The organism is Pseudomonas sp. SAS7, from assembly GCF_052112345.1.
Lineage (GTDB): Bacteria > Pseudomonadota > Gammaproteobacteria > Pseudomonadales > Pseudomonadaceae > Aquipseudomonas > Aquipseudomonas putida_Q.
The window spans coordinates 47,638-59,288 of record NZ_JBEGGO010000021.1 but is presented as its reverse complement, the minus strand read 5'-3'; the positions used below and the strand labels follow the sequence as shown (position 1 = coordinate 59,288).

The 11,651-nt window shown below is 60.3% G+C and carries 16 protein-coding genes; 6 read left to right on the top strand and 10 right to left on the bottom strand.

The window, feature by feature from the left end:
- Positions 1-72 precede the first annotated feature (72 nt).
- The gene (locus tag ABI582_RS26090) at positions 73-1,407 is read right to left on the bottom strand and encodes a lysine N(6)-hydroxylase/L-ornithine N(5)-oxygenase family protein (protein WP_063426809.1); all 1,335 of its coding nucleotides are present in this window, start codon (positions 1,405-1,407) and stop codon (positions 73-75) included.
- A gap of 173 nt (positions 1,408-1,580) precedes the next feature.
- Here ABI582_RS26090 and ABI582_RS26085 point away from each other — a divergent pair, with 173 nt between their 5' ends.
- Positions 1,581-2,027: a hypothetical protein gene (locus ABI582_RS26085; RefSeq protein WP_019473706.1), complete on the top strand. Its 447-nt coding sequence runs from the start codon at positions 1,581-1,583 to the stop codon at positions 2,025-2,027.
- 163 nt (positions 2,028-2,190) lie between these two features.
- On the opposite strand, the gene pbpG is transcribed toward ABI582_RS26085, so the two are convergent.
- Complete coding sequence (pbpG, locus tag ABI582_RS26080; protein ID WP_442120698.1) at positions 2,191-3,117, bottom strand: D-alanyl-D-alanine endopeptidase; 927 nt, start codon at positions 3,115-3,117, stop codon at positions 2,191-2,193.
- A 218-nt stretch (positions 3,118-3,335) separates the two neighbouring features.
- Here pbpG and ABI582_RS26075 point away from each other — a divergent pair, with 218 nt between their 5' ends.
- Positions 3,336-3,620, top strand: a complete 285-nt coding sequence (locus ABI582_RS26075; protein ID WP_442120697.1) for a hypothetical protein — start codon at positions 3,336-3,338, stop codon at positions 3,618-3,620.
- Positions 3,621-3,662: 42 nt separating this feature from the next.
- On the opposite strand, the gene ABI582_RS26070 is transcribed toward ABI582_RS26075, so the two are convergent.
- Positions 3,663-3,899: an Arm DNA-binding domain-containing protein gene (locus tag ABI582_RS26070; RefSeq protein WP_442120696.1), complete on the bottom strand. Its 237-nt coding sequence runs from the start codon at positions 3,897-3,899 to the stop codon at positions 3,663-3,665.
- A gap of 186 nt (positions 3,900-4,085) precedes the next feature.
- Positions 4,086-4,760: a polysaccharide lyase family 7 protein gene (locus ABI582_RS26065; RefSeq protein WP_442120695.1), complete on the bottom strand. Its 675-nt coding sequence runs from the start codon at positions 4,758-4,760 to the stop codon at positions 4,086-4,088.
- Positions 4,761-5,002: 242 nt separating this feature from the next.
- Between ABI582_RS26065 and ABI582_RS26060 the strand changes: the two genes are divergently transcribed.
- Positions 5,003-5,326, top strand: coding sequence for a DUF1654 domain-containing protein (locus tag ABI582_RS26060; protein ID WP_442120694.1), 324 nt, complete (start codon positions 5,003-5,005; stop codon positions 5,324-5,326).
- A gap of 38 nt (positions 5,327-5,364) precedes the next feature.
- Here the strand turns inward: ABI582_RS26060 and ABI582_RS26055 are convergent, their stop codons facing one another.
- Positions 5,365-6,189: a S24 family peptidase gene (locus ABI582_RS26055; RefSeq protein WP_258652629.1), complete on the bottom strand. Its 825-nt coding sequence runs from the start codon at positions 6,187-6,189 to the stop codon at positions 5,365-5,367.
- A 164-nt stretch (positions 6,190-6,353) separates the two neighbouring features.
- Here ABI582_RS26055 and ABI582_RS26050 point away from each other — a divergent pair, with 164 nt between their 5' ends.
- Positions 6,354-6,668 carry a chemotaxis protein gene (locus ABI582_RS26050; protein WP_442120693.1) on the top strand — a complete coding sequence of 105 codons (315 nt, stop codon included), beginning with the start codon at positions 6,354-6,356 and terminating at the stop codon, positions 6,666-6,668.
- An 84-nt stretch (positions 6,669-6,752) separates the two neighbouring features.
- On the opposite strand, the gene ABI582_RS26045 is transcribed toward ABI582_RS26050, so the two are convergent.
- A complete protein-coding gene (locus ABI582_RS26045) occupies positions 6,753-6,935 on the bottom strand; it encodes a hypothetical protein (RefSeq protein WP_258652626.1) in 183 nt (60 codons plus the stop codon).
- Positions 6,936-7,029: 94 nt separating this feature from the next.
- Positions 7,030-7,374 carry a hypothetical protein gene (locus ABI582_RS26040; RefSeq protein ID WP_016499111.1) on the bottom strand — a complete coding sequence of 115 codons (345 nt, stop codon included), beginning with the start codon at positions 7,372-7,374 and terminating at the stop codon, positions 7,030-7,032.
- Between the two features lie 161 nt (positions 7,375-7,535).
- On the opposite strand from ABI582_RS26040, the gene ABI582_RS26035 reads away from it, so the two are divergent.
- Positions 7,536-8,357, top strand: a complete 822-nt coding sequence (locus ABI582_RS26035; RefSeq protein ID WP_442120692.1) for a shikimate 5-dehydrogenase — start codon at positions 7,536-7,538, stop codon at positions 8,355-8,357.
- Positions 8,358-8,483: 126 nt separating this feature from the next.
- Here ABI582_RS26035 and ABI582_RS26030 read toward each other — a convergent pair whose 3' ends face one another.
- The 3 genes from ABI582_RS26030 to ABI582_RS26020 all read right to left on the bottom strand — a co-directional run bounded on the left by ABI582_RS26030 (position 8,484) and on the right by ABI582_RS26020 (position 9,933).
- Positions 8,484-8,726 (bottom strand): hypothetical protein, encoded by a 243-nt coding sequence (locus ABI582_RS26030; RefSeq protein ID WP_043196135.1) that lies wholly within the window; start codon positions 8,724-8,726, stop codon positions 8,484-8,486.
- 97 nt (positions 8,727-8,823) lie between these two features.
- On the bottom strand, positions 8,824-9,351 hold the full coding sequence (gene gloA / locus ABI582_RS26025) for a lactoylglutathione lyase (protein WP_043196134.1): 528 nt from the start codon (positions 9,349-9,351) through the stop codon (positions 8,824-8,826).
- Positions 9,352-9,573: 222 nt separating this feature from the next.
- Positions 9,574-9,933 (bottom strand): histone-like nucleoid-structuring protein, MvaT/MvaU family, encoded by a 360-nt coding sequence (locus tag ABI582_RS26020; protein ID WP_442120691.1) that lies wholly within the window; start codon positions 9,931-9,933, stop codon positions 9,574-9,576.
- A gap of 361 nt (positions 9,934-10,294) precedes the next feature.
- Between ABI582_RS26020 and ABI582_RS26015 the strand changes: the two genes are divergently transcribed.
- Complete coding sequence (locus ABI582_RS26015) at positions 10,295-11,584, top strand: OprD family porin (protein ID WP_442120690.1); 1,290 nt, start codon at positions 10,295-10,297, stop codon at positions 11,582-11,584.
- The last annotated feature ends 67 nt before the right edge of the window (positions 11,585-11,651 follow it).

Here is an 11,651-nt window from a genome sequence, read left to right as displayed (position 1 = left end):
AAATGTTTCGAAGCGCAAAGCCGGCCTGCGCGCGAGGCGTCAGGCCGGCTTTGAAGGCATGCAGCAGAGGGGTCAGGCGCGGGTCAGGGCCACGGCCGGTTGCGGTTTGCCGTGCAACTGCGCCAGGTCCTGGTACAGCGCTCGGCCAATCTCCGCAGCGCGGGCAGGCAGCACCGAGAGCAGGGTGTCGCTCAGGCCATGGCTGTTCTCGCAGAAGCCCTGAAGGTAGACCGAGGCTTGCAGGTCGGGGCTGGCCAGCACGCGGTAGTTGCGGTCAACGCTGAAATCGTCCAGGTAACCGGCCAACGGCGCCAGCAGGTCACGGTGCGAGCGGCGCTCGTAGCCGGTGGCCAGAATCACGGCATCGTAGCGGTGGGTTTGCTGCTGGCCGGTGGCGAGGTCGCGCAGGGTCAGTTCCAGGCCTTCGCGGGTAGCCACAACGGCTTCGACCTGGCGGCGGCACAGCACGTTATGACGGTGCTGGTGGGCGACCTTCTGCCGGTACAGGATGCCGTAGATGCGTTCGATCAGGTTCAGGTCCACCACCGAGTAGTTGGTGTTGTGGTATTCGCCCAGCAGTTTGCTGCGCTGGTCGGCCGGTTCGTTGTAGACCAGGTCGGTGTAGTCCGGCGAGAAGATCTCGTTGACGAACGGGCTGTCGTCGGCGGGTTTGAGCGCCGAGCCACGCAGAATCATATCGACCTTGACCGACGGGTAGCTGTCGTTGAGGTCGATGAATGCCTCGGCCGCGCTTTGGCCCGAACCGATTACCGCGATGCGCATCGGTTTGCCGGCGGTGCACGGCAGCTTGTTTAGGCTGCTCAGATACTGGGAGTGATGGAATACCCGCGGGTCGTCCTTGAAGGCACCGAACTTTTCCGGGATTTTTGGCGTGCCGCCGCTGCCGACCACCACCGAGCGGGTGCGGCGGCTGTATTCGCGGCCCTGGGCGTCGCGCGAGACCAGGCGCAGGTGCTCGACCCGGCCAGCCTGCACTTCAGGTTCGATGCGCAGCACTTCCTGGCCATATACCGCCTGGGTGGCGAAGTGTTCGGCGGCCCAGCGCAGGTAGTCGTTGTACTCCAGGCGGCAGGGGTAGAAGGTGCCGAGGTTGATGAAGTCTGCCAGGCGCTGCTTCTGGTGCAGGTAGTTGACGAAGCTGTAAGGGCTGGTGGGGTTGCGCAACGACACCAGGTCCTTGAGGAACGAGATTTGCAACTCGCTCTGGGTGGCCAGGGTTTCGCCGTGCCAGCGGTAGTCCTGCTGCTTGTCGATGAACAGCGCATCGAGGGCGTGGCCCTGAGATTCGGCGAGTTCTTCCAGGGCAATGGCCAAGGCCAGGTTGGAAGGGCCGAAGCCCACGCCGATCAGATCTTTGATGGTTTCCTGCTGTGAGGGCTGGCTCATGGTTGCGATTCCCTGAATGGTCGAATATGGACGCCCGCCGGGGCTCCGGCTCCTGCGCAAGTACATGAGTTGGAACGAGCCAGTCGTGGGGGAATTTAAGGGGGCTAAAGAACCGCGAGCTGGGGCCGATAGGGTGGTTACGGCAAGGACCTATCTTTCAGCAGGGAATCGAGATGAGCGCAATTACGGCTAGCAACCTGATGATCAATGGCGTTTCCGCGCAGACGCTGAGCGCCAACGCGGCGACGGAACGCGAACAGGCAAAACAGGCCGGCGAGGCGCTGGGCCCCTTGAGCATCAGTAGCGACAGCATGAAGGTTTCTGCGGGTAGCCAGGCGCAACCTGCGGACAGTGAGGACAGTGGTGAGTCAGAGGCCGTATCCGAGCTGCGTCAGCTGATCAAGGACCTGCAGAAGCAACTGGTCGAGGAGCAGAAGCAGTTGGCCGCGCTGCAGAACAGCAAGATGGATGAAGCGGCCAAGGCGGCTGCGGTCGGTGCCAAGCAGGCGAGCATTGCCACCATCAATGGGCAGATCATGGCTGCCACGGCGCAGTTGCTGGAGCTGTTGCAGCAAGAGGGTGGCAGCAGCTCGGGCGGGATGGTCAGCGCTACGGCCTGACTGTCTGGCGCAACAACCTGTAGGAGCGGCCTTGCGTCGCGATGGGCCGCAAAGCGGCCCCAGGATTTCAGCTTCGCCGCATCAATTGCCGGGGCCGCTTTGCGACCCATCGCGGCACAAGGCCGCTCCTACACAGGTTCTGCGCAGCGCCAGGGCCAGGCGGTCATTCGGACGCTATGCGCCCCTTGTTCTGCCGCTCGCTCTTGTACTGCATGGCCACTGCCGGTGCCGGCTTGGCGGCACCGGTCTCCAGCCACTGACGCATGCGGCTGGCATCGGCGAAGTGGGTGTACTTGCCAAAGGCGTCGAGGATGACCATGGCCACCGGGCGGTTGTCCATGCGGGTCAACAGCACCAGGCAGTGCCCGGCTTCGTTGGTGAAGCCGGTCTTGGTCAGTTTGATGTCCCAGTTGCTTTTGTTTACCAGGTGGTCAGTGTTGCGAAAGCCCAGTGTGTAGTTGGGCTTGCGGAAGGCCACGGTCTTCTCGCGGGTGGTCGACAACTCGCTCAGCATCGGGTACTTACGCGAAGCCATCAGCAATTTGGCCAGGTCGCGGGCGGTGGACACGTTCTGCGTCGACAGGCCGGTCGGCTCTACGTAGCGGGTATGTGCCATGCCCAGGCTGCGGGCCTTGGCATTCATCGCCTTGATGAACGCCGGATAGCCGCCGGGGTAGGCGTTGGCCAGGCTGTTGGCGGCACGGTTTTCCGACGACATCAGGGTAATCAGCAGGGTTTCGCGGCGGTCGAGCTGGCTGCCCAGGCGCACGCGCGAATACACACCTTTCATTTCCGGGTTGTTGGCAATGGTCATGGTGAGCATTTCATCCATGGGCAGCTTGGCATCCAGCACCACCATCGCTGTCATCAGCTTGGTTACCGAGGCGATCGGCACCACACGGTCGGCGTGGCTCGAATACAACTCCTGGTTGGTATTCAAATCGATCAGCAGGGCGCTGCCTGAAGCCAGATGCAACTTGGACGGATCTCGTTGGGCTTGGACCGGGGGTTGTGCAGCAGCAGTCGACGGAAGGGTCGCGGTACCTGTGAGCAACAGCAGCAGGCTGAGGATGGACAGGGATGTTTTCACGTTGAGGCTCACTAAAAGTTGGTATGTCGTTGGCTGTGCAAGGGTTTTCCCCCAAACCGCTGCATTGTGGAGTATGGCCTAAACGCTGTCGAATGCCTTATGACTAAAGGGCGCAAGGTGAACGAAATTTAATCCTGCGCCGCGTGAAAGGCGCGTCAGGATGCGATGAGGTAAGCCGCTACACCCTTGGCCAAGCGCCAAGGTTTCCAGATTGAAAGATGATCGAACAATCGGCTGTAGTTACCCGCCAGCCCTGCAACCGCGAGGTATACAAACCACTTTCGCAGCATCCTGGAGAACTTTCTTTTAATGAATCGCAACAATCGGCACACCTTGAAAAATGGCCCTGTCGCAAAAACGAAAAAGCCCAACTGAGTGTTGGGCTTCAGCGTCACTCCTCAACACCAGCAGGAATGACAGGATCGGGCAAATTTACGGCACGGCGCCATGACACTGCAAGCCCTTTCGAGCGCTTGTTTCCTGCAGCTTCACCGGGGGACTGATCCGCTGCTGCCGCTAGCGTTAAGGCAGCGTGATACCGCGCATCAATCTGTGCGCAAGATCGGGAACTGCGCCGCTGGATTGCGTGATTCGGCGTTCATCAATGCGCACGCACTCGCGGCCTCGGACTTGTTGATGAAGCCGCGCTTGAGCCGCTGTTTCTGCTGGTTGTCGTAGATATCGAAGCCGCCCGAAGTTGTAGCGGCATAGAACCGGTTGCCAATGCAGAAGGACTCGCCTTCCACCGGCACAGCAGGAACGATAGCGAACCTTGGTTGCATGTTTCGCGCCTCCCCAGGCAGATAGCTAATTATTAGTCTGAGAGCGGGGAGGCCACAATATGACTCATCGAGACTAATCAATGGCGTGGCGTGTCACGTGTGTCAACCACGCGCTTTTGGTCAGCCGGCGTCCCGATGCCATTTGTGACGGGCGGGGCATCGGGATGCCTTGCCGGCTTTCGACGCTCAGCGATGGATCAGCGAGAGTTCGCTGATGATGCAGACCGAGCCGTCAGTGGCCGGCGTTGCCTCGGTGTAGTCAACCTGGTTGTAGATGCCGCCGTGGAATTCGAACTGGCGCGACGCCCAGGTGCTGTCGAGCTGTAAATCACCAGAGGCGCCGGACACCCCGTTGCATTTGGCCGTTACATTCACCACGCCTGCAGACGTGGTGTGAATGCTGACGTTGAACTGCGCCCCCAGAGGCACCCCTTTCAGCACGGTCGAGTTCACCGGGTCGGTCTGGTTGTAGGTCCGCCGAAACCCCAGGGTAATGTTGCCTTTGTTCCAGAACACCTTCACCGGCGGGCTGTCATCCCCACGCACGTGCATCTGGGCGATAACCACCTTTAGCGCCGAGTTGATCTTGGTCAGGGTCATGGTTTGGCGATTCCAGTGATCCTGCGCGCTGGACAATGTCCAGTCTTCGGTTTCTGTCCACTCGCAGCGGGTCCTGTGGGTGCTTTTGCTCGAAGCACCTTTGGTAGGGGCTGAAAGCTGGATTGAGCCATCGCTGAGTACCGTTACCACACTCGGCAACCGCGCGATCGCTTCGGCACCGTTGAGTTCGAGTGCTACAGGATTGGTTGAGGAGACGGCCACCGGGGTGGCGATGGTGAGGTTGCTGATGTCTACGGCCATGGGAGCTCCTGACAAAAAAGTGGCTTGAATGAAGAACCGATCGAGCAGCCTTGCATCTGGCTGTCGAATTCAAAATTAGCCTCAAGCTAAAAAATGGTCAATAGCGGACAGCTAAATAATTTCGCTCTGAGAAAAATTACCTGCTGGCGAAATTTTTCTGTGCCAGGGCTTTACGCTGGATTTGGCGGTGAGATAAGCTTTCCTCGAGCACTGTACGAATATACAGCTATCAGGATGAGAATATGTCTAAGCACATGAAGGCAGCAGCCCAGCAGCATGAGGAAATGACCGGAATAGAGCGGCTTAGCCTGCGGGTGTCGTCGATGATCAACCACCCGCTCGCACAGACGCAGCGTTGGGTCGTTGTGCATCGCCTGGATACCGACGGTGATGCGGAGTGGGAGGAAGTGATGGGCCTGCTATCCGACACGCCTGAGTTGGACCTGACGTTCAACGACGACGAAAGCGTCACCGTGCGCTGGGAGCGTAGCAGTGTGGAGGAGCGTGACGACTTTATCGTCGAGCAGTACAGCAAGGAGGAGGTTGAAGCGGCAGCGCCTTTCTGAGCGTTATGCAAAGCCCGCCTGGATGGCGGGCTTCGGCTTCATACCAGGTGCGCATTCCACACCAACAGCACTCTGGCCTGAATGTAGGTTTCTTCCCGGCGAATCATGCGGTCCTTGTGCCGCGAGTTGTCGGAAATCATCTCGAAGTGGTCATCGTCAGCGATCTGCAATCGCTTGATGTAGATGTGATCACCCCAGGAGAAGAAGTAGATGCCATCGCCGACAAACTCGCGGATGCTGACATCGACGATCAGCGGGTCGCGGTGCTTGATGGTCGGCTCCATCGACTGGCCCCAGCCGGTGATCATCTTCAGGTGGTGGTGCTCAGTGAACGCCACTCCCAGTTCGCGAAGATGGCTGGGGCTGACGCGAACGTCCTTGAACATCTCGGGGTAGTCGTGGGGGATCTGGCCACCGCCCATGGCGGCCCGCACATCGTAGTGGGCAATCCACACTTCGTCACCGACCAGGCCCGGGCGAACAAAGTCAGCCTTTACCAGCGTGGCATCCTGCGGTTCTTCTGCAGCGGCCAGCAACCTTTGCCGGGTTTCTTCAGGGATGCCCTTGCCGCTTCGGGCAAGCATCTGCTTGACCAGGTCGGCCGCCGAAAGCTTGCCTTCGCCCGCTTCGACCGACGGCTGCACGGGGTCGCCTGCCGACAGTGCGTCGAACCAACCCCGCGGCAGGCCTTCGATACCCTCGATTCTGCGGGCCACATCATCGCCCAGGTTTTTCGCGGTCTTGTCGGAAAGAATCTGGCTCAGGTGTGCAGGCGCCATCCCCCAGCGTTCTGCGCAGGATCCCTTTTTCTGGCTGCCGATAAGCTTGACCAGGTTGTGCTTGCGAATGTCGTAGATGTCCATAGGGCGAAGCATGCCAGTGTTTAGCTTGCTGCTAAATGTGCGCATGGCTAAATCAGCTCTTGTGGTAATGTTAGCTGTAGGCTAAATTAAATCCGTCAACAAGGAAAGCCAGTGAGACATTTTTGTCCAGGGCTCGTCGCATCATCATCGGTAATGAGGTTTACATGGATCCGACCGACCTCGGCCCGGGCACAGTCACTTGGCTGAGCGGCATGGGCACTGTGTTGCTAGGGGCATTTCTATGGCTGCGCAAGTGGCTGTCCCGGGATGCCGCCGAGCGTGCGATGGACAACGCAGATATTGCAGTTATCCGCCGCCTGACCGAGTTGCTGGACATTGAGCGGGACGCCCGCCGAGAGGCAGAGGCCAAAGCTGATCAGCTCGCCAGGGAGCGCAACGAGCTGGTGCTGACCGTAGGACGGCTGCAAGGCAAAGTACTTGCGCTGACCAGCCAGCTGGGGCGTAGCTCCCAACGCTGAGGTGACAGGGCCGGGAAAAACCAAAAAAAGCCCGCCAAATTGGCGGGCCATAAGGGCGTAGGGAGCAACGCACAACAAATTCGGTCAGGCGACCAGGGTGCCTGGTTGCAACTGTTCAGCCAGGGCTTGGGCCGAGGCAAGGGATGGCATCGGCCCGCTCACCGCTTCGCCGTTGCGCACCAGGTACCAGCACGCCAGCAGGCCCTGCTCACGCAGTGGAGTGGGGACGGCGCTGCCAACAACGGACATGATCTGGATAGTGGCCATGAGGACCTCCTGTGAAACATGGCTCTACCATACGCAGCAGCCTGGGCGGTTTGAAATCAACTTCCTCGATAGTGGTCATTAGTTCTATCAACCGTTACCAGCGCGGTGGGCCGTAATACACCGGGGGCGGGCCGTAGTAGGTGCGGTAGCCCGGGGGCGGTGGCGCCGGCGCGTAGTACGGCTGGTAATACACCGGCTGCGGCGGTGGTTGCACATAGACCGGCGGCGGCCCGTAATAGACCGGCTGGCGTTCGACGTACACCGTACGGTCACGCCCGCCATAAACCGTCGCGCCGACCACAGCGCCCACCACCGCCGCACCCAGCAGCGGGCCCGGCCCATACCAGCCACCGCCGCCATGGCCGCCGTGGGCAGCAGCGGGCCCGCTGATGGCCAAGGCGCCGACCAGCAGGGCGATTCCGGGAATGTGACGGTTCATAGAGCAACCTCGCAGAGAAACCCCACGTTCGGGGCCTTACTAATATGACTCCAGTCTCTGTCAGCTGAGCACAGGGGAACGGTAAAGGTTGTGTAAGGGACGACCAGTGGTTGCCTCTGTTACGCTGCACAAACGTTTCAGTTATGACAAAGGAGCAGGTTATGTCGACAACTCCCAGCAGGGATACCGTGCTGTGCATCTCCCTGGCCGGTCGCCCCGGCACCTTCGGCGTTCGTTTTCACAACCACCTGTACCAGCAGTTGGGCCTGGACTTCTACTACAAGGCCATGCGCACCGATGACCTGCCTGCGGCGGTGGCGGGGGTCCGGGCGCTGGGTATCCGCGGTTGCGGCGTGTCGATGCCGTACAAGGAGGCCTGCATGGCACTGGTCGACGAAATCGACCCTTCGGCGGCGGCCATCGAGTCGGTCAATACCTTGGTCAATACCGATGGCCACCTGAAAGCCTACAACACCGATTACCTGGCCGTGCGCCAGTTGCTGGCGCAGCATCAGGTCGATCCAGGCACCGCCTTTGCCTTGCGTGGCAGCGGCGGGATGGCCAAGGCCGTGGCCAGTGCCCTGCGTGATGCCGGCTTTGCCGAAGGCCTCATTGTTGCGCGCAACGAGCAGGCCGGTCGGCAACTGGCGGATGTGTGCGGTTATCGATGGGTGGCGGAGCTGGGCGATATCTGCCCGCCGATGCTGGTGAACGTGACGCCGATCGGTATGGCAGGCGGGACGGAGGCAGAGGCGCTGGCGTTTTCCGAGCAGGCCATAGCGGCGGCAGAGCGGGTGTTCGATGTGGTGGCGATGCCGGCACACACGCCGTTGATCCGCCGGGCCCAGGCGTTGGGCAAGCCGGTGATTACCGGGCTGGAGGTCATTGCGCTGCAGGCGCTGGAGCAGTTTGTGCTGTACACCGGGGTACGGCCGACGCGGGCGCAGGTAGATGCGGCAGTGGCTTACGCCCGGGATATCTAGTTACTCCTGTGCTGGCCCCTTCGCGGCTAAAGCCGCTCCCACAGGTACAGCGCAGCCACTGAAATCTGTGAAGTACCTGTGGGAGCGGCTTTAGCCGGGAAGAGGCCGGTACAGGCTATACCAGGGTCAGAACACCTTGTGCCCGTCATCCAGTTGCTGGTCGACCAGGGCCCGACCATGGGCCAGCGACACATGCTGCGCATTCTCAAGGTCGGAGAAAAACTTCATTGGCATCGACAGGCGCTTGCTGGTGTGCCCGTCGGGCGCGGTGATCAGGCAGCCGGCGGCATAGGGCAGGGGGGAGTCGGGGTGGGGCATCACGCTGGCGGTGATGGTGTGCTCGCGGTATTCACAGTGAAGAGATTGCATCGTCCTTACCTCGCTGTGGCATGTGAAGCAGTTACCTTCATATACCACAGCAAGGGGCCGGGAGTTCCCGGCCCGACGAGCGAACAGCGACGAACGCTTAGCCTTTGAGCTCGGTGGGCTGGATCACTTCGACCCAGTAACCGTCCGGGTCCTTGACGAAGGCCAGGTGGTTCATGCGCCCATCTTGCAGGCGTTTCTGGAAGGGTACTTCCAGTGCTTCGAAGCGCGCACAGGCGGCGCGCACGTCCGGCACGGAGATGCAGATGTGGCCAAACCCGCGCGGGTCGGTGTTGCCATTGTGGTAGGCGAACTCGGCATCGTTTTCGGTGCCGTGGTTGTGGGTCAGCTCCAATACGCCAGGGATCGACTTCATCCACTGGTGGCGTGCCGCGTCATCGGCGGGGATCTGCGCCGGGTCGACCAGGGCCAGGAAGTACAGGCTGAAGGCGGCTTCCGGGAAGTCGCGCTTGTCCACCAGGCGGAAGCCCAGCACGCGGGTGTAGAAGTCCAGCGACTTCTCGATGTCCTTGACCCGCAGCATGGTGTGGTTGAAGACGAATTGGGCGGTAGCGGCATCCGGTTGGGCGGTGACGCCAGGCAGGGTTTGCAGATCGTGCAGGCTCATGGGAACTCCTGAGACGGGGCCGGGCGCAGGGCACCGGCAAAACAGACAGGCTGGCCATGATACGGCAGTGCGCTGATTGCGCAAATGAAAGCGCCCTGCACAAGGCAGGGCGCTGGAATTAGAGGCCCGCATGTGCGGGCGCGTGGGGTCGCTAGTCCTTTAGCTGTCTCGATACTGAGCCAGCCCTTGTGAAAAAAGTGTGAAGCAAGTGTGGACGTTTCATCAGCGTACCCAGCTTTCTACCGTGGCGCCCCCGTATTGTTCTTTCCAGGCCTTGAGGCCCCGGTGGTTGCCACCTTTGGTCTCGATCCGCTCGCCGGTGTGCGGGTTCTGATAAACCTTGACCACGCGCGGGCGGCGCTGTTGCTTGGGCGCTGTGCTGGTACCCCTGCTTGCCGCCTTGGGGTCGAGGATGGCGATGATATCGCGCAGGCTCTTGTCATAGCTTTTCATCAGGCCGACTAGTTTCTGCTCGAATTCGATTTCGCGTTTGAGGCCGGCATCCTTTTTCAAGGCTTCCAGTTGCGCCATCTGCTCCTGGAGCGCTTTTTCGGCAGCACGAAACTCTGCAAGTCTGGACACTGTAATCACTCCTGTACGTCGGTCGTGGCAGGGCGTGACGAACATTGAATACGCATAAAAACGCCAGCCACGCGGGTGGGTTCCGCTGTTCGCTGATATCGAGTGTAGTCACTCATGGGTACTCGGTAAACTGCTAACTTTTGTAAGTAAGGCGGGAACTTTCCTAGTTTTGCGTGCGGTATTTTCCGGGTTTTTTGCGCATGCCCTTCGGCACGTCTAGACCATGGTCCAATGGCCTGTGACAGAGCCTTTGCGCGATCATTTCAGATGATGGTCGGCGATTGTTCGGCCTTGTCGCAGTGCCGTGGCCAGTTCGTGCCACAGTGTGTTAACTCGCCTTTGATTCTGGATGTTTCCTCGCATGTTTGCCCCTTTCCCCCTCGCCCCCGGGCGCCGTGTTGCCGGCCTGTTCCTGTTGTGTGCCGGCGTCAACGCCCAGGCCGCCGGTTTTCTTGAAGACAGCAGTGCCAAGATTGAAGCACGCAATGTCTATTTCAACCGGGATTTTCGTGACGGCCACAGCAGTTCCAGCCAAGGTGCGTCCAAGCGGGAAGAATGGGCACAAGGTTTCATCCTTAATGTGCAGTCGGGATATACCCAGGGGCCGGTAGGTTTCGGCGTGGATGCACTGGGCATGTTCGGTTTCAAACTGGACTCCAGCCCGGCGGACAGTAACAGCGGTTTGCTGCCTTCTTCCGGGCATGATCCTCGGCACTCGGCTGACCAGTACGCGAAGATGGGGCTGGCGGCCAAGGTCAAGGTGTCCAATACCGTGCTCAAATACGGCTCGATGATGCCGGATGTGCCCTTGCTCAAATACAACGATGGCCGCCTGCTGCCTACCATGTTCCATGGCGCCATGCTCACTTCTGAAGAAGTGCGCGACTTGAAGTTCACCCTGGCCCGCATGGACAAATACACCGCGCGGGATTCTACCGACCGCCAGGACATTCGCGTGCACTGCAAGAACAAGCGCTATGCCTGCGACATCGAGGCTGACCACTTCGACCTGGCGGGTGTCGATTACCGCTTCAACGAGCGGATCAGTGCCCAGTACCAGGTGGCCAAGCTGGAAAACATCTACCGCCAGCACTTCCTCGGCCTGGTGGCCAGCCAGCCGTTGGCGGTAGGCAGCCTGTCGGCCGACCTGCGCCTGATCAAGAGTGATGACATTGGCAACGCTCGCGCCGGTGCAATCGACCATCGTGCCTTCAGCGGCATGCTCGGCTACAGCCTGGGCGGCCACAAGGTCAGTGCCGGCTGGCAGCGGATGTATGGCGACAGCGCCATGCCCTACCTGGATGGCAGCAACCCGTACCTGGTCAACTATGCCCAGGTCAACGACTTCGCCGCCGCTCAGGAGCGTTCCTGGCAGGTGCGTTACGACTATGACTTCAAGGCGCTGGGCGTGCCCGGCCTGACCTTCTTCACCCGGTACATCAACGGCGACAATATCAAGGTGCCGGGCAGCAGCGCCGAAGGCAAGGAATGGGAACGCGACACCGAGTTCAAGTACCAGGTGCAAAGTGGCACTTTCAAGGATGTCAGCGTGCGCCTGCGTAATTCCACCTACCGCAGCAACTATGAGAAGTGGGCGCGTGACATGGATGAAACACGGGTCATTGTCAGCTACAACTTCTCGGTCTTCTAGGCGAGCGTTTTGCCAAATACCGGCGGCCGCCTGACAATGGCTGCTGGTTCCCGCAAAGGGCAGGGCA

What these genes read in the sequence shown, in the direction of transcription:
- ABI582_RS26090 (WP_063426809.1), bottom strand. Translation starts at nt 1,407, where the DNA reads ATGAGCCAGCCCTCACAGCAGGAAACCATCAAAGATCTGATCGGCGTG.
- ABI582_RS26085 (WP_019473706.1), top strand. Translation starts at nt 1,581, where the DNA reads ATGAGCGCAATTACGGCTAGCAACCTGATGATCAATGGCGTTTCCGCG.
- ABI582_RS26075 (WP_442120697.1), top strand. Translation starts at nt 3,336, where the DNA reads ATGATCGAACAATCGGCTGTAGTTACCCGCCAGCCCTGCAACCGCGAG.
- ABI582_RS26070 (WP_442120696.1), bottom strand. Translation starts at nt 3,899, where the DNA reads ATGCAACCAAGGTTCGCTATCGTTCCTGCTGTGCCGGTGGAAGGCGAG.
- ABI582_RS26065 (WP_442120695.1), bottom strand. Translation starts at nt 4,760, where the DNA reads ATGGCCGTAGACATCAGCAACCTCACCATCGCCACCCCGGTGGCCGTC.
- ABI582_RS26060 (WP_442120694.1), top strand. Translation starts at nt 5,003, where the DNA reads ATGTCTAAGCACATGAAGGCAGCAGCCCAGCAGCATGAGGAAATGACC.
- ABI582_RS26055 (WP_258652629.1), bottom strand. Translation starts at nt 6,189, where the DNA reads ATGGACATCTACGACATTCGCAAGCACAACCTGGTCAAGCTTATCGGC.
- ABI582_RS26050 (WP_442120693.1), top strand. Translation starts at nt 6,354, where the DNA reads ATGGATCCGACCGACCTCGGCCCGGGCACAGTCACTTGGCTGAGCGGC.
- ABI582_RS26045 (WP_258652626.1), bottom strand. Translation starts at nt 6,935, where the DNA reads ATGGCCACTATCCAGATCATGTCCGTTGTTGGCAGCGCCGTCCCCACT.
- ABI582_RS26040 (WP_016499111.1), bottom strand. Translation starts at nt 7,374, where the DNA reads ATGAACCGTCACATTCCCGGAATCGCCCTGCTGGTCGGCGCCTTGGCC.
- ABI582_RS26035 (WP_442120692.1), top strand. Translation starts at nt 7,536, where the DNA reads ATGTCGACAACTCCCAGCAGGGATACCGTGCTGTGCATCTCCCTGGCC.
- ABI582_RS26030 (WP_043196135.1), bottom strand. Translation starts at nt 8,726, where the DNA reads ATGCAATCTCTTCACTGTGAATACCGCGAGCACACCATCACCGCCAGC.
- gloA (WP_043196134.1), bottom strand. Translation starts at nt 9,351, where the DNA reads ATGAGCCTGCACGATCTGCAAACCCTGCCTGGCGTCACCGCCCAACCG.
- ABI582_RS26015 (WP_442120690.1), top strand. Translation starts at nt 10,295, where the DNA reads ATGTTTGCCCCTTTCCCCCTCGCCCCCGGGCGCCGTGTTGCCGGCCTG.